The following is a 15,111-nucleotide window of genomic DNA, read 5'->3' as shown; positions in this document are numbered from 1 at the left end:
CGGCAGGAGGGTTTGATGCCGATCAAGACCGGGATAGTTCGGGGTCGTTAGCTTGCGCCTCAACATGAGGAGCAGACATATGCAGACCATGAAAGCCGCCGTCGTCAAAGCCTTCGGCAAGCCGCTCGTCATCGAGGACGTGCCGGTCCCGGTGCCAGGGCCGGGCGAGCTTCTCGTCAAGCTGAAGGCGTGCGGCGTCTGCCACACGGACCTTCATGCCGCCTCGGGCGATTGGCCCGTGAAGCCGACACCACCGTTCATTCCAGGCCACGAAGCGGCCGGCGTGGTCGCCGCGCTCGGCCCTGGCGTCACCGACTTCAAGGTCGGCGATGCCGTCGGGGTGGCGTGGCTGCACGACGCCTGCCTGCGCTGCGAATATTGCGAAACGGGCTGGGAAACGTTGTGCGAGCATCAGCACAACACCGGCTACAGCGTGAACGGCGGCTTTGCCGAATACGTGATCGCGTCGGCTGCCTTCGCGGCGCGGCTGCCCGCGAACGTGGACTTCGCAAGGGTCGCGCCGATCCTCTGCGCCGGCGTCACGACGTACAAGGGCCTCAAGGAAACCGATACGCGTCCCGGCGAATGGGTGGTGATCTCAGGCGTCGGCGGCCTCGGCCACGTCGCGATCCAATATGCGAAGGCGATGGGCCTGAAGGCGATCGGTCTCGACATCGCCGAGGACAAGCTCAAGCTGGCGCTGGAGGCGGGTGCGGAGCACGCGGTAAACGCGTTCGACAAGGATGCTGTCGAGCGCGTCATCCAGATCACCGGCGGAGGGGCGCATGGCGTGCTGGTGACCGCGGTGTCGACGCCAGCCTTTGCACAGGCTCTGCACATGGTCCGCCGCAAGGGCACCGTCAGCCTCGTCGGCCTGCCGCCCGGCGAATTCCCGACGCCGATTTTCGACGTCGTGCTCAAGCGCATCACCGTGCGTGGCTCGATCGTCGGCACACGGCGCGATCTCGACGAAGCCATCGCCTTTGCTGCCGAAGGCAAGGTGAAAGCCGAGGTCACCACGGCGCCGCTGTCGGAGATCAACACGATCTTTGATCGGATGAAGGCCGGCAAGATCGACGGCCGCGTGGTGCTGGATTTCACCTGACGGTCTGATGGTTCGGCACTGAGATCGCCGTCGCGTCCCACCGTGGCGGCGATCTTGATTTGGATCAGGATGACGGCGTGGCGTCCTGCCACAAATGTCGGATGACCGCCGTCACCAAGATGGTCTTCCTCGGTGCGAGCAGCGCATCGTTTGGCCTCAGCGTCTTTCGGGACCTGTTCTCGACGCATGATCTTGCGGGCTCGACGCTGGTGCTGGTCGGCCGGGATCCGGCGCGGCTGGCGCGGTCGGAACGCCTGGCCCGACTGCTGAACGAGTCCTCCGGTGCGGGGCTCCAGATCGAAACGACGACGGATTGGCGCGCCGCCCTCGACGGCGCCGGCTTTGTGATTCACTCCACTGCGATCGACCGCAACCGGCTGTGGAAGCTCGATTTCGAGGTGCCGCGCAAACTCGGCATCCGCCATACGTTGGGTGAGAATGGCGGACCGGGCGCTCTGTTCTTCACGCTTCGCACCTTGCCCGTGGTGTTCGACTTCGTTCGCGAGATGGAGCGGCGCTGTCCCGACGCGCTGTTCATCAACTTCTCCAATCCGGAGAGCCGCATCATCCTCGCGCTCGGGCTCCACAGTCGCCTTGCGCATATCGGCTTGTGCCATGGCATCTTCATCGCGCGCAGCCAGGTGGCCGCGATCCTCGGCCTGCCTGAGGAGCGCGTCGAGGTGTGGGGCGCTGGCCTCAATCACTTTCAGTGCCTGCTGCAGATCCGTGACGGTGAGAGCGGCGCCGATCTCTATCCGATGCTGCGGGAGCGGGAGCGCGCCCATGACCCCAAGGTCGCGCCGCTGACCCGGACGCTGCTGCGCGACTTCGGCTTCTGGCTTGGCTGTGGCGATGGCCATGTCGGCGAGTACTTGGCGTACGGCTGGGAGGCGGGCGAGGGCGGTTACAATTTCTCCTGGGACGAGGCCGAGCGGGCCAAGCTGATCCACCTGATCGACGACGTGCTGTCGGGTCGGGCTGAGATGCCGGGCTGGTGGCGGTCCCCGTCCGGCGAACGCGCGGTGACCGTGATCGGAGCGGTGCTGCACGATCGCAAGCAGGCCATCGAATCCGGCGTCGTGCTCAATCGCGGCGTCGTTCCCAATCTCCCGGCGGAGGCGGCCGTCGAGGTGCCGGTCGTCGCGGATCGCTGCGGCATTCATCCGATCTCGCTGGGCCCGCTGCCGGACGCCGTCGCCAAGCTGATGGCAATCCAGGTTCAGGTGCAGCAGTTGTCCGTGCAGGCGGCGATGACCGCCTCCAAGGAGGTTGCGCTGCAGGCGCTGCTGATCGACCCGGTCGTCAACTCGGCCACGGCGGCTCGTCAGATCCTGGACGAACTCTGGGAGGTGAACCGGCCCTACATCAGGCCATGCGCCTGATTGACCCAGCAAGGGCAGCAGATCCGCAGCGCACGGGCCTGCGCGGTACTCCCGGCGATTCCGTCGACCAAAAGTGAAAGGCGCTTTACAATGACTGACTAGTCAGTCATAAATGAAACATGTCGAAGTCTTTGAAGACCGCTCGCCGGGGCGGAGATGTTGCGAGCGCCGTCGCGGACGGCGCAGGGACGGGCGCGGTCTCCCGCCGCGCCGATCGTGCCGCCGAGCGCCGCGCCGCCATCGTGCAGGCGGCGATGGACGAGTTCATCGCTCGCGGCTTCGCAGCGACCCGGCTCGACGACATCGCCAAGCGCGCAGGCGTCGCCAAGGGAACGATCTATCTGCACTTCAAGGACAAGGAATCGATGTTCGAGGAGTTGATCCGGACTGCGATCGTGCCGTTCGTCGGTCGTCTCGCCGTTCCGCCGCCGCTGGGCGGCTCGGTGCGCGACATGGTCGAGAGCCTGGCGCGTATGTTCCTGCAGGAGATCGCCGGCACGCGGCGGGCCGATCTCGTCCGCCTCATCATCGCCGAAGGGCCGCGCTTTCCGGCCATTGCCGATTTTTACTATCGCGAGGTCGTCTCCCGCGGTCTCGCGGCGATGCGGGCGCTGATCCAATTGGCGGTCACGCGCGGCGAGATCCGCGAGCCCAAGCTCGTGCAGCATCCGCAGCTGATGATCGCGCCGATGATGGTGGCCGTGATCTGGAAGAGCCTGTTCGAGCGCCATGCGCCGCTCGATGCCGAGGCGATGCTGCAGACGCATCTCGATCTGATCTTTGGCGCGAGGAGGCCGACATGAGCCTGCTGCACTGCCTTGCCGTGCTGGTCACGGCCTTCAGCTTCAACGGCTGCAAGGAGACGCGCGATCCCGGCTATCAGGGCTGGGTCGAGGCCGACATGATCTTCGTCAGTCCGGACGAGGCCGGTCGAGTCACCAAGCTGAACGTCCACGAAGGCGACGAGGTCAAGATCGGCGATCCCCTCTATGCGGTCGACGACGATCTGCAGCAGGCGGATCTCAACCAGACCGAGGCGACGCTCGCCAACGCGCAGCAGAGCTATGATCGTGCGGCCGCCCTGAGCAAGACCGGGGCGGGGACCCAGGCGACGCTCGATGCGGCCGTCTCGGCCCTGCGCGTCGCAAAGGCCCATGTCGTGACCTCGCAGACGCGGCTGGCGCGTCGCAAGGGCGTCGCCCCGGTCGCAGGCACCATCCAGCAGATCTATTTCCGTGAGGGCGAGATGGTCGCGGCGCAACGGCCGGTGCTGTCGATCATGCCGCCAGGCAACATGAAGCTGCGCTTCTACGTGTCGGAGACGGACCTGCCGAAATTCGCCATCGGCGACGAGGTCCGCGTCACCTGCGACAATTGCGCCGCCGATCTCACCGCGCGGGTCTATTTCCTCGCGACCACGGCGGAGTACACGCCGCCCGTCATCTATAGCCTCGATGAGCGCAACAAGCTGGTCTATCTGATCCAGGCGCGGCCGTCGCGGCCGGATGCGCTGCGCGTCGGCCAGCCCGTCAGCATCTATCCGCAACCCAAGACACAACCGAAGACACCGGTGGCGGACGGGCGATGACCGGTGCGGGACCAGCCGAGATCGCGATCGACGTCAAGGGGCTGAGCAAGTCGTTTGGCGGCCGCGAGGTCGTGCATGATCTGTCGATGCAGGTCCGGCGTGGCTCGATCTACGGCTTTCTCGGTCCGAACGGCTCGGGCAAGACCACGACGATCCGCATGCTGTGCGGCCTGCTGACGCCCGATGACGGCGAGGGGACCTGTCTCGGCTTCGACATCCGGCGCGAGGCCGACAAGATCAAGCGCCGCGTCGGCTACATGACGCAGCGTTTCAGCCTGTATCAGGATCTGTCGGTGCGCGAGAACCTCGAATTCGTGGCGCGGCTCTACGGCATGCCGAATCCGCCTCAGGCCGCGCGCGACATGGCGCAGCGGCTCGGCTTGTCCGGGCGCGAGCGCCAGCTCGCTGGCGAATTGTCCGGCGGCTGGAAGCAGCGGCTCGCGCTCGGCGCCTGTACATTGCCGAACCCGCAATTGCTGCTGCTCGACGAGCCGACCGCGGGCGTTGATCCGAAGGCGCGGCGCGACTTCTGGAACGAGATCCACGCGCTCGCCGGCGAAGGGCTGACCGTGCTGGTCTCGACCCACTACATGGACGAGGCCGAGCGCTGTCACGAGATCGCCTATATCGCCTACGGGCATCTGCTTGCCCACGGCACCGTGTCGGAGGTGATCGCGCAATCCAAGCTCACCACCTACACCGTGAGTGGCGACGATCTGCGCGGGCTCGCGGCCGATCTCGCCGGCAAGCCCGGCGTCGACATGGTCGCGCCGTTCGGCACCAGCCTGCATGTCTCCGGCCGCGACCGCGACGCGCTGGATGCTGCGATCGCGCCATGGCGCGACAAGCCTGGTCTGCAGTGGCAGCCCGCCGCGCCGTCGCTCGAGGATGTCTTCATCGACCTGATGAACCGCTCACGGGACAATTTCCAATGAGCGGCGCAGCCCTTCATCCCCCCTCCGGCGAGTCGCGCTTCGGCTTCTGGCGCCGCACCTATGCGATGCTGGTCAAGGAGTTCATCCAGCTCAGGCGCGATCGTGTCTCGTTCGCGATGATCGTGATGATCCCGGTGATGCAGCTGATGCTGTTCGGCTACGCCATCAACACCACGCCGCACCACCTGCCGGCGGCGGTGCTGCTGCAGGAGGACAGCGACCTCGGCCGCTCGATCCTCAAGGCGATGGAAAACACGGCCTATTTCCGCTTCACCCGCGAGGTCAGCAGCGTCGCCGAGTTCGACGATCTGCTGCTGTCCGGCAAGGTGCTGTTCGGGGTCGAGATCCCGCGCGGCTTCGAGCGGGCGGTCCGCCGCGGCGACCGCCCGGCGCTGCTGGTGGCCGCTGACGCCACCGATCCGGTCGCCGCATCGTCTGCGCTGTCCTCGCTCGGCATGATCGTCCAGACGGCGCTCGCGCATGATCTCTACACCGGCGATCCAGGCTCGCCGCCGTTCGAGATCAGGGCGCATGCGCGCTACAATCCGGCGGCCTCGTCGCGGCTCAACATCGTGCCGGGCCTGGTCGGCACCATCCTGACCATGACCATGCTGATCTTCACCGCGCTGTCGGTGACGCGCGAGATCGAGCGCGGCACGATGGAGAGCCTGCTGTCGATGCCGATCAAGCCGGTCGAGGTGATGCTCGGCAAGATCATCCCCTACGTGCTGGTCGGCTTCCTGCAGGCCACGATCATCATCGGCATCGGAGTGCTGCTGTTCGGCGTGCCGGTGATGGGCAGCCTGCTGCTGCTCGCGCTGCTGTCGACGCTGTTCATCGCCACCAATCTCTCGATCGGCTACACGTTCTCCACCCTGGCGCAGAATCAGCTGCAAGCGATGCAGCTGTCGATGATGTTCTTCCTGCCCAGCATCCTGCTGTCCGGATTCATGTTCCCGTTTTTGGGCATGCCGCAATGGGCTCAGCTGCTCGGCGAATGCCTGCCGCTGACACATTACCTGCGGATCGTCCGCGCCATCATGCTCAAGGGTTCGACTCTGCCGAACCTGCAACACGATACGATCGCCCTGTGCGGCCTCATGCTGTTTGCCATGACCGTCGCCGTCTTTCGCTTCCGCCGCACCCTCGATTGAGGCAGAATGGCGGCCGGGCGGAGAACCGGCTGGGGCAGGATGCGGATCGCGGGGGCAGGCAAGGTGAGTGGTGCGGCGGCGGAGTTCAACAAGGCGCTGATGCGCCAGACGCTGAACACCGAGCTGCTGCGTGTGAAGGCGCTGATCGCCACCGCGGGACTTTTTCTTGTCATCTCGATATTCGTCGAGATCTTCGAGCCGCGGATCTCGGAGTGGATCTGGCCCAGTCGGGTCGGGGTGCTCTACGTCTACGCGATCATTGGCTCTTTCATTGCCTTCGAGCTCCTGGTCCTGTTCAGGATCAAAGGCAACATTCGGCTCGGCCGCGATGCCCCGACTCTCTTGCGCTACCTCAGCGCTCTGGTCGAGACCTCGATGCCCACGCTCGTGCTGGTGCTGCAGATCGAAGGTATCGGCCGCGATAGGGCGCTCGGCTTCGGCGCGCCGCTGGTCTATTTCATCTTCGTCATCCTCTCGACGCTGCGTTTGGACTTCTGGCTGTCGACCTTCACCGGACTCGTTGCCGCAGCGGAATTGTTGGCGGTGGCGCTGATCGACAGGCCGTCCGTCGACGTGAGCCAGCATCCCGAGATCTACTATCACGGCGAGCGCAGCTTCATCATCCTGCTGTGCGGGTTGCTCGCGGGTGCCGTCAGCGTCCAGTTGCGACGACAGTTCGCCGCGAGCATCGAGGCGGCCTCGGCGCGGGACCGCGTCACCGATCTGTTCGGCCAGCATGTCTCGCCGCAGGTGGTCGAGCGGTTGATGAAGGAGGGCACGGCCGAGGCGCGCGATATCCGGCAGGTCGCGGTGATGTTCGTCGACTTCCGCGGCTTCACCGCGGCGGCGCGATCGAAATCGCCGCAGGAGGTCGTCGACCGGCTCGACGGCGCCTTTGCCGTGCTGGTCGAGATTCTCGAACGTCACGGCGGCATCGTGAACAAGTTTCTTGGCGACGGCTTCCTGGCGCTGTTCGGCGCGCCGTTCGAGTCGCACGATGCGGCGGCGCAGGCGGTGGCGGCGGCGCGCGAAATGGTCGCGGCGATGCAGCGCGACAATGCCGGATCGTCCTGGCCGCTGCGGATCGGCATCGGCATCCATCTCGGCGAGGTCGTGGCCGGCAGCATCGGCTCGCCGCGGCGCAAGGAGTACACGGTCATCGGCGATACCGTGAACTTCGCCTCGCGGCTGGAGGCCTTGAACAAAGAGTTCCATTCGCAACTGCTGATCTCGACGGAGGTACGGCAGGCGGCCGGCGATCAAGCGGACGATGCGGTCTTCCATGGCGAGGTATCGGTGCGTGGTTACGACCGGTCGTTCGAGGTCTGGCAGCTGCAATAGAACCGAACGTTCACGCTGCTGCAGGCTGCGCGATGTCGGCGATTTACATTGCACGATCTCCACGTTTAACTGCGCGCCAAAGAACAGGGCATCAGGAGGACATGCATGACCCGAACCGGGACGTCGCTTTTGGCCGGCGTGAGCCTCGCCTGCGCGGCCGCGATGGGATCTGCGCGGGCCGAGGACGCGGCCTGCAGCAAGGTCACGGCAGAGGCGCTGAAGGTTGCGGGGCTGACCCTGACCGGATCGAAGCTGCAGGAGGCCGCCGACGGACTGCCGCGGCACTGCATCGTCTCCGGCAAGGTCAATGAGCGCACCGGCGTCGACGGTCATGCCTATGCGATCCAGTTCGAGATCCGTTTGCCTGAGACCTGGAATGGCCGTTTCCTGCACCAGGTCAACGGCGGCAATGACGGCGTGGTGGTGCCCGCGCTCGGCGACAAGGCCGACGGTCTGGTCAGCGGCGGCGTCACGCCGCTCGCCCGCGGCTTTGCGGTGCTGTCGTCGGACAGCGGCCATTCCGGCAATGACCCCGCCAACAAGCCGCGCGGCCTGGCCGCCGGCTCTGCCTTCGGCCTCGACCCGCAGGCGCGGCGCGACTACGGCTACTCGGCTGACATCACGCTCGCGCCCATCGCCAAGGCGATCATTGCAGCGCATTACGGCAAGAAGCCGGACTACTCGTACATCGCGGGCTGTTCCAACGGCGGCCGCCACACCATGGTCGCGGCCGAGCGCATGCCCGAGCAGTATGACGGCTTCCTGGTCGGCAATCCCGGTTTCAACCTGCCGCGCGCCGCCGTGCAGCACGCATGGGACGTGCAGGCGCTGACCAAGGCCGACGCCGATATTCGCAAATCGATCACGCGCGAGGACGCCAAGCTGATCTCGTCCAAGATCATCGAGCTCTGCGACGGGCTCGATGGCGCCAAGGACGGACTGACCGCGAACCTCAAGGCCTGCCAGAAGGCGTTCAGCTTCGACAGCCTGCGCTGCGCAGCGGGGGCAACCGAGGCCTGCCTGCCGTCTGCCAAGGTCGACGCGCTCAAGACGATCTTCGCCGGCCCACGCAATTCGAAGGGGGAGGCGCTTTATTCCGACTGGCCGGCGGACGGCGGCGTCGGCACCGGCAACTGGCGCGCCTGGAAGGTCGAGAGTCCGGTGGCGCCGTGGAACAACCTTCCGATCATCGCCACCATGGGCGGCGCCTCGCTGAACTACATCTTCTCGACGCCGCCGGTCGAAATCGAGGGCTCGCCCGACAAGCTGGTCGAGAAGCTGCAGGCTTACGATTTCGACAAGGACGCGCCGAAGATCTATGCCAAGGAGGGCCCGTTCACCGAGTCCGCGATGGACTTCATGACGCCGCCCGCGGTCGACAATCCGACCTTGCCGGCGTTCCAGAACGGCGCGCGCAAGATGCTGATCTATCACGGTCAGGCCGATCCGGTGTTCTCGGTCAATGACACCATCCGCTGGTACGAGAAGCTCAACGGCAATGTGCAGGGCAAGGCCGATGGCTTCGCCCGCCTGTTCGCGCTTCCCGGCGAGACGCATTGCGGCGGTGGCGTCACGCTGGAGAAGTTCGACGCGCTCGGCGCGCTGATCGACTGGGTCGAGAAGGGCAAGGCGCCGGAGGCGATCACGGCCAGCGCCAATGCCGCCAACAAGGAGCTTCCCGCGAGCTGGAGCCCGCAGCGGACGCGCCCACTGTGCCCATGGCCGAAATTCGCCAAATATGTCGGCGGCGACGTGGAGCAAGCCTCCTCCTTCACCTGCGCCGCGGAGTGACCCGCTAGACCTGAGGCGCGACCAGGTTCTCGACCCGAACCTTGTCGCGCTCCTCGATGATCTCCGCGATCCATTGCCGGTGGCAATGGGCGTGGTCGCGCTCGTAGCACAGCAGGCAGACGGGACCCGCGCTCTTCACCAGCGACGCAAGCTCGTCCATCTGCTCCTTGGCCTGCGGCGTCTTCAGATGCGCGCTGTAGATCTTGTGCAGAGTGTCGTAGTGGCCGCTGCGGGCCGCCTCGCGGCCCTCCTTCGGCGTGCCGAGCCCGCGCAGATGGACATAGGCGATGCCGCGCTCATCGAGACCGGCGGCGAGCTGGCTCTTCGAGAAGCCAGGTCGGCGCGACGCCGCCACGGCGCGGACATCGACCAGCAGCTTGACGCCGGCCGATTGCAGCTCGTCGAGCACCGCCTTGGCCGGTGTGTGCTCATAGCCGATGGTGAACAGCGTCTTCGCCTTGGCCATGCTGCCGTCCTCAGCTCACCCGCTCGATCAGTTCCATGGCGCCGGCCGGCGCGCGCACCTTGCCCTCGTGGATGACATAGGCGAACACGTCGCGCGGAGTCTTCTTTGCCGGCTTGTCGTCAACCCGCGGCAGATCCTCCGGTTCGCTGCCGCTCGCCCATAGCTGCAAGCGCTTGGCCCAGGCATCGAGCTGCTTCGGCGGATAGCAGGTCTTCAGCTCGTCATTGCCCTTTTGCAGCCGAGCATAGACGAAGTCGCCGGCGACATCGGCGATCGCCGGATACTTGCCGTGCTCTGCGTACACCACGGGCGTCGCAAACTCGCGCAGCAGCGCGACGAAGGCCGGCACGCAGAAACTGTCGTGCCTGACTTCGACCACGTGGCGCAGCTTGCGGCCGTCGATCTCGCGCGGCAGCAGTTCGAGAAACTTGCCGAAATCGGGCTCGTCGAATTTCTTGGTCGGCGCGAACTGCCACAGCACCGGACCGAGACGGTCGCCGAGCTCGAGCACGCCGGTGTCGTAGAAGCGCTTCACCGAGTCGCCGGCCTCGGCCAGCACCTTGCGGTTGGTCGCGAAGCGCGGACCCTTCAGCGAGAAGATGAAGCCGTCGGGCACCTCGCGCGCCCATTTGCGAAAGCTCTCAGGCTTCTGCGAGCCGTAATAGGTGCCGTTGATCTCGATCGAGGTGAGCTTGGAGGCGGCGTATTCCAGCTCCTTCGCTTGCGGCAGCTTGTCCGGATAGAAGACCCCGCGCCACGGCGCGAAGGTCCAGCCGCCGATGCCGATGTAGATCTGGCTCTTGGATTGCGAGGCGCGTGCAGGAGCTTTGCTCACTGGAGGTTCCGTTGCTGACGAGGAGGGGTATCGCAGTCGGGACAGTAGTCAACTGCGGCAGTTCTGGCCAGTTTCGGCGGTGTTGCGCTGCCGCTCTTCCAGCCGTGTCGCACCTCGTGTATCCAGAGCGCGGGCCGGGAAGGGGAGATGTGGCAATGAGAGCGGAATCGGTCGGCGGATTGCTGGGCGCGATCGTCGCGGCGGCCGTGCTTGCGGCAGCGTTCTATTACGTTCCCGTCGGGCCGATGGCCCGTCCGATGCAGCCGGCCAAAGTCGAGGTCCCCCCGACCCAGGTTCAGACGGTTCCGGTGGCGCCGGCCGTGCGCGGTCCGGTCGTGCGCGAGGTTCCGAACTAGGCTGGTTTGCGTAGCCTTGATGAGCGAAGCGATCTCCGGGGTCTCCGAAACAGCCCGGGTGAACCCGGATGTCGCTCCGCTCAACCGGGCTTCTGTTACGGATAGCCCTTGCATTTCGGCCGGCACACCCCATCTGAGTATGGACGGTGACGTCGAGCTGTCATGGCTCCGGCACCGAGACGACCACGGCAGAGCGGCTGCGCCGGATGTACGCGCACCCTTTGTTTGTGGTCGTTGGCATTTCGGGCCCGCCTCATCTGGCCGGTGCACGCCGGCACCACCCGCCGGCCTTTTTGCACCGCTGGCCGGCCGCCGCGCTTGGCAGTGCGGGGTGCGGCGGATATACGCATCCGCACCATGACCGACGCCATCCGAACGGCCCCGCCAGTGTCGCCGCAAACCGCTGATATTCCGATCGTTTCGGTCGTCGTGCCGACCTTCAACGAGCGCGACAATGTCACCACGCTGTATCGGCGGCTGGAGGCGGCGTTCAAGGATGTGCCGTGGGAGGTCGTGTTCGTCGACGACAACTCGCCCGACGGCACCTGGCAGGTGGTGCGCGAATTGTCGCGCAACGACAATCGCGTCCGCGGCATCCGCCGCATCGGCCGCCGCGGCCTGTCCGGCGCCTGCATCGAGGGCATCCTCGCCGCCAGCGCGCCCTATGCGGCCGTGATTGATGCCGATCTGCAGCATGACGAGACGCAGCTGCCGAAGATGCTGGCTCTGCTGCAGAGCGGCGCCGCCGAGCTGGTGGTCGGCAGCCGCTACATCGCGGGCGGCAGCGCGGCGAGCTTCGACAGCAAGCGGGCAGGGGCGAGCGCCTTCGCCACCGAGATCGCGCGCCGCGCGCTCAAGGTCGAAGTCAACGACCCCATGAGCGGCTTCTTCATGATCCGCCGCGACCGCTTCGAGGCGATCGCGCCGAAGCTCTCCACGCAGGGGTTCAAGATCCTGCTCGATATCATCGCCAGCGCCGAGGGCGGTCTGAAGACGGTCGAGGTGCCCTATACGTTCGGCTCGCGCCTGCATGGCGAGAGCAAGCTCGATTCGATGGTCGCGCTCGACTTCCTCGGCCTCGTGCTGGCCAAGATGACCAACGACGTCGTGTCGCTGCGCTTCCTGCTGTTCGCCATGGTCGGCGGTACCGGTCTCGTCGTGCATCTGGCGACGCTCTTTGTCGGTCTCAAGGCGTTCGATCTGCCGTTCGCGGAAGCCCAGGCGCTCGGCGCCTTCGTCGCGATGACCTCGAACTTCATCCTCAACAACTTCCTCACCTATCGCGACCAGCGCCTGAAGGGCTTGGGCATCCTGCGCGGCTTGCTCGCGTTCTATCTGGTCTGCTCGGTCGGCCTGCTCGCCAATGTCGGCGTCGCCTTCTCGGTCTATGACCAGGAGCCGATCTGGTGGCTGGCGGGCGCGGCCGGCGCGCTGATGGGCGTGGTCTGGAATTACGCGATCTCCGGATTGTTCGTCTGGCGCAAGCGATGACCTCTGCGGCAGAGGCCGACGAAACCAGGCTGGTCCGCACCGTCTGGCTGACCATCACGGGCCTCGTCCTGCTCCGGCTGATCGCCGCTGCGGTCACGCCGATCACCTTCGACGAAGCCTATTACTGGATGTGGTCGAAGCACCTCGCGGGCGGCTATTACGACCATCCGCCGATGGTCGCCGTCGTGATCCGCCTCGGCACGTTGCTCGCCGGCGACAGCGAGCTCGGCGTGCGCCTGGTCTCGATCCTGCTCGGCCTGCCCATGAGTTATGCGGTGTATCGCACCGCGCAGATCCTGTTCGGAAGCGTGCGCGTAGCGGTGACCGCGGCGCTGCTGCTCAACGTCACGCTGATGGCCGCAGTCGGTACCTTGATCGTGACGCCTGACGCGCCCCTCTTGGTCGCCTCCAGCTTCGTGCTGTTCTTCTGCGCCAAGGTGCTGGAGACGGGCAGGGGCGTCTGGTGGCTCGCCGTTGGCGCGGCGGTCGGTGCGGCGCTGCTGTCGAAGTACACCTCGCTGTTCTTCGGGGCGGCAATCCTGATCTGGCTCGTTGCCGTGCCAAAGATGCGGCGGTGGCTGGTGTCGCCCTGGCCCTATCTCGGCGGTGTGGTGGCGTTCGCGATCTTCTCGCCGGTCATCCTGTGGAATGCCGAGCACCAATGGGTGTCGTTCATCAAGCAGCTCGGCCGCGCCAGGGTCGAGGAGGTCAGGCCGGTCTACATCGCCGAGATCATTCCGACCCAGTTCGCCTTCGCCACGCCGCTGGTCTTCATTCTCGGCGTGATGGGCCTCTACGGGCTGGCGCGGCGCCGCGCCGGGGACGCGGCGGGGCGCGTGCTGATCGAGGCGATGGTCTGGGTCGTCGTCAGCTATTTCATCTGGCATTCGCTGCATGCCCGCGTCGAGGCCAACTGGTTCGCGCCGATCTATCCGGCCTTCGTGGTGGCCGCCGCGGCCGCCGCGCATCTCGTCGCCTGGAAGCCGCGCGAGCAGCGCACGGCCGCCTTCTGCCTGCGCTGGGCGCTGCCCGCCGGCATCGTGATGTTCGTCGCGTTGATCGTGCAGGCCAACACCGGAGTGCTGTCCGGCTACAAGCGCGACGCCACCGTGCGCAGCGTCGGCGTCGGCTGGCGGCCGCTCGCCGCCGCGATCGAGGCAGCCCGCGTACGCGCCGGGGCATCCTGCGTGCTGGCGATGGATTACGGCACCACCGCGTGGCTGTCGTTCTATTTGCCGCCGGGGACCTGCGTGCTGCAGCCGATCCAGCGCATACGCTGGGTCAACTTTCCCGAGCCCGATGCCGCGAAGCTTGCCGGCACGCAGCTGCTCGTGGACGAGGCGCAGATCGCGACGCGGTTCTACGTCAGCAACACGTTCGGCCGCGTCGAGAAGGTCGGTGGGGCCGACCGCAAGCGTGGGCCCCTGACGATCGAGACTTACGCCTTCTACGCGCTCAGCCAGCCCACAGGCGAGGTGCTCGATCGTTCCCCGCCGCCGGAGCTGCAGCGCTGAGATCGGGCTCAGGCCTGCTGTGGAATGATATCCCCCAGCGACTTGTCTCGTGCGTGGATCGCGACCATGTTGATGCCGGCATCGACGATCTTGTAGCCGCGGCGATCGAGCCATTGCCGCAGCTGGTCGGCGTCGGTCTTGATCTTCTCGATCAGCATGATCGGCGTGCATCGCTCGATCGTTGCCGCCGCGCCCTCGAGCGCCTCGATCTCCATGCCCTCGACGTCGAGCTTGATCAGGTCGCAGCGCGGCAGGTTGAAATCGTCCAGCGGCAGCTTGCGCACCTCGACGGTGTCGTTGGCATAGTCGATGGCCTGGCCGATGAACTCGGTGTTGGGACGCTGGCGCAGCTCCAGGCTGCCGAAGCTCGACGGGGTCAGGTAGTTCGGGCTCGGGATGTTCAGCACGCCACGCTCCGAGGATACCGCGGCATGGATGGCGATCGCGTTGAAGCAGTTGTTGATCGCGATGTTGCCGGCGAGCGCGTAGTAGATCCGCTCCTGCGCCTCGATCGAGAGCACCGATCCCCAGCCGGTCATCGCCTTGGCCCATTCGATCGTATGGACGCCGATATTGGCGCCGCAATCGATCGCGACGGCACCATCGCCATGATGCCGGCGGCGCACGGCGAGCATGCGAACCGCAAGTTGCACCTCTCCCGGGTCGAACGCGCCGGCGTCGAGAATCTGGTAGCCGACGCCGTAGCCTCTGTTGGCATCGACCATGCGATAGTCGAGCCGATTGACGATCATCGTGCCGTGGTTGCTCGCGGCCAGAACGAAGGCCAGCTTCCGGTCGGGGATCTGCATGGGAGTCCTTCTCGTGTCTCGGCAGGAGCGGACGCGGTACGATGTGCCGACGGGGTGATGCGGAGAATCGTGCGCTACCATACTGGCGCTCACGGCCGAACGCCGCAAAATCCGGAATGCTACGGACGGGCTGAGGATGCGGCTGTCGGTGCTGCCGGACCTTGAGCGGCCGCCGGCCCGGTCCTCGCCGGTGTCGCCGCTGGCAATCAACCCGGCTTTTACGGGGCCAATACTTGGACCGGCATCACGAAAATCGTCTCCGCCGCGCGCGGGCAGGACCTTTCGACCAGCGAAAACCAGGCGCTTTACAGCGCCAATGCTTCGCAACAAGAGATCATCGACAG

The 15,111-nt window shown here is 65.9% G+C and carries 14 protein-coding genes; 11 read left to right on the top strand and 3 right to left on the bottom strand.

Annotated elements, in window-relative coordinates; genetic code table 11:
* Nucleotides 1-79: 79 nt before the first annotated feature.
* From adhP to BRAO375_RS22145, 8 genes are all read left to right on the top strand, one after another.
* Nucleotides 80-1,105: an alcohol dehydrogenase AdhP gene (gene adhP / locus BRAO375_RS22180; protein ID WP_009029683.1), complete on the top strand. Its 1,026-nt coding sequence runs from the start codon at nt 80-82 to the stop codon at nt 1,103-1,105.
* A 101-nt stretch (nt 1,106-1,206) separates the two neighbouring features.
* Nucleotides 1,207-2,487: a family 4 glycosyl hydrolase gene (locus tag BRAO375_RS22175; RefSeq protein ID WP_009029682.1), complete on the top strand. Its 1,281-nt coding sequence runs from the start codon at nt 1,207-1,209 to the stop codon at nt 2,485-2,487.
* A 119-nt stretch (nt 2,488-2,606) separates the two neighbouring features.
* On the top strand, nt 2,607-3,290 hold the full coding sequence (locus BRAO375_RS22170; RefSeq protein ID WP_009029681.1) for a TetR/AcrR family transcriptional regulator: 684 nt from the start codon (nt 2,607-2,609) through the stop codon (nt 3,288-3,290).
* Nucleotides 3,287-4,075 carry an HlyD family secretion protein gene (locus tag BRAO375_RS22165; protein ID WP_009029680.1) on the top strand — a complete coding sequence of 263 codons (789 nt, stop codon included), beginning with the start codon at nt 3,287-3,289 and terminating at the stop codon, nt 4,073-4,075. The genes BRAO375_RS22170 and BRAO375_RS22165 overlap by 4 nt, the downstream gene beginning before the upstream one ends.
* Nucleotides 4,072-5,010, top strand: a complete 939-nt coding sequence (locus BRAO375_RS22160) for an ABC transporter ATP-binding protein (protein ID WP_009029679.1) — start codon at nt 4,072-4,074, stop codon at nt 5,008-5,010. Before BRAO375_RS22165 ends, BRAO375_RS22160 begins: the two co-directional genes overlap by 4 nt.
* Nucleotides 5,007-6,164, top strand: coding sequence for an ABC transporter permease (locus BRAO375_RS22155; protein WP_009029678.1), 1,158 nt, complete (start codon nt 5,007-5,009; stop codon nt 6,162-6,164). Before BRAO375_RS22160 ends, BRAO375_RS22155 begins: the two co-directional genes overlap by 4 nt.
* Before the next feature lie 39 nt (nt 6,165-6,203).
* Nucleotides 6,204-7,505 carry an adenylate/guanylate cyclase domain-containing protein gene (locus BRAO375_RS22150; protein ID WP_009029677.1) on the top strand — a complete coding sequence of 434 codons (1,302 nt, stop codon included), beginning with the start codon at nt 6,204-6,206 and terminating at the stop codon, nt 7,503-7,505.
* Between the two features lie 105 nt (nt 7,506-7,610).
* On the top strand, nt 7,611-9,296 hold the full coding sequence (locus tag BRAO375_RS22145; protein ID WP_009029676.1) for a tannase/feruloyl esterase family alpha/beta hydrolase: 1,686 nt from the start codon (nt 7,611-7,613) through the stop codon (nt 9,294-9,296).
* Nucleotides 9,297-9,300: 4 nt separating this feature from the next.
* Here the strand turns inward: BRAO375_RS22145 and BRAO375_RS22140 are convergent, their stop codons facing one another.
* Nucleotides 9,301-9,762 (bottom strand): DUF488 domain-containing protein, encoded by a 462-nt coding sequence (locus BRAO375_RS22140; RefSeq protein WP_009029675.1) that lies wholly within the window; start codon nt 9,760-9,762, stop codon nt 9,301-9,303.
* Nucleotides 9,763-9,772: 10 nt separating this feature from the next.
* A complete protein-coding gene (locus BRAO375_RS22135; RefSeq protein WP_009029674.1) occupies nt 9,773-10,597 on the bottom strand; it encodes a DUF72 domain-containing protein in 825 nt (274 codons plus the stop codon).
* Nucleotides 10,598-10,752: 155 nt separating this feature from the next.
* Here BRAO375_RS22135 and BRAO375_RS22130 point away from each other — a divergent pair, with 155 nt between their 5' ends.
* From BRAO375_RS22130 to BRAO375_RS22120, 3 genes are all read left to right on the top strand, one after another.
* Nucleotides 10,753-10,953: a hypothetical protein gene (locus BRAO375_RS22130; RefSeq protein ID WP_009029673.1), complete on the top strand. Its 201-nt coding sequence runs from the start codon at nt 10,753-10,755 to the stop codon at nt 10,951-10,953.
* A gap of 357 nt (nt 10,954-11,310) precedes the next feature.
* Nucleotides 11,311-12,444 carry a glycosyltransferase gene (locus BRAO375_RS22125; protein ID WP_009029672.1) on the top strand — a complete coding sequence of 378 codons (1,134 nt, stop codon included), beginning with the start codon at nt 11,311-11,313 and terminating at the stop codon, nt 12,442-12,444.
* Nucleotides 12,441-13,958, top strand: coding sequence for a glycosyltransferase family 39 protein (locus tag BRAO375_RS22120; protein ID WP_009029671.1), 1,518 nt, complete (start codon nt 12,441-12,443; stop codon nt 13,956-13,958). Before BRAO375_RS22125 ends, BRAO375_RS22120 begins: the two co-directional genes overlap by 4 nt.
* Nucleotides 13,959-13,966: 8 nt before the next feature.
* Here the strand turns inward: BRAO375_RS22120 and BRAO375_RS22115 are convergent, their stop codons facing one another.
* The gene (locus BRAO375_RS22115; protein ID WP_009029670.1) at nt 13,967-14,767 is read right to left on the bottom strand and encodes an FkbM family methyltransferase; all 801 of its coding nucleotides are present in this window, start codon (nt 14,765-14,767) and stop codon (nt 13,967-13,969) included.
* Between the last annotated feature and the right edge of the window lie 344 nt (nt 14,768-15,111).

The organism is Bradyrhizobium sp. ORS 375 (assembly GCF_000239775.1).
Taxonomy (GTDB): domain Bacteria; phylum Pseudomonadota; class Alphaproteobacteria; order Rhizobiales; family Xanthobacteraceae; genus Bradyrhizobium.
Note: the sequence above shows the minus strand (reverse complement) of the source record. Positions and strands in the feature narration are given on the sequence as shown.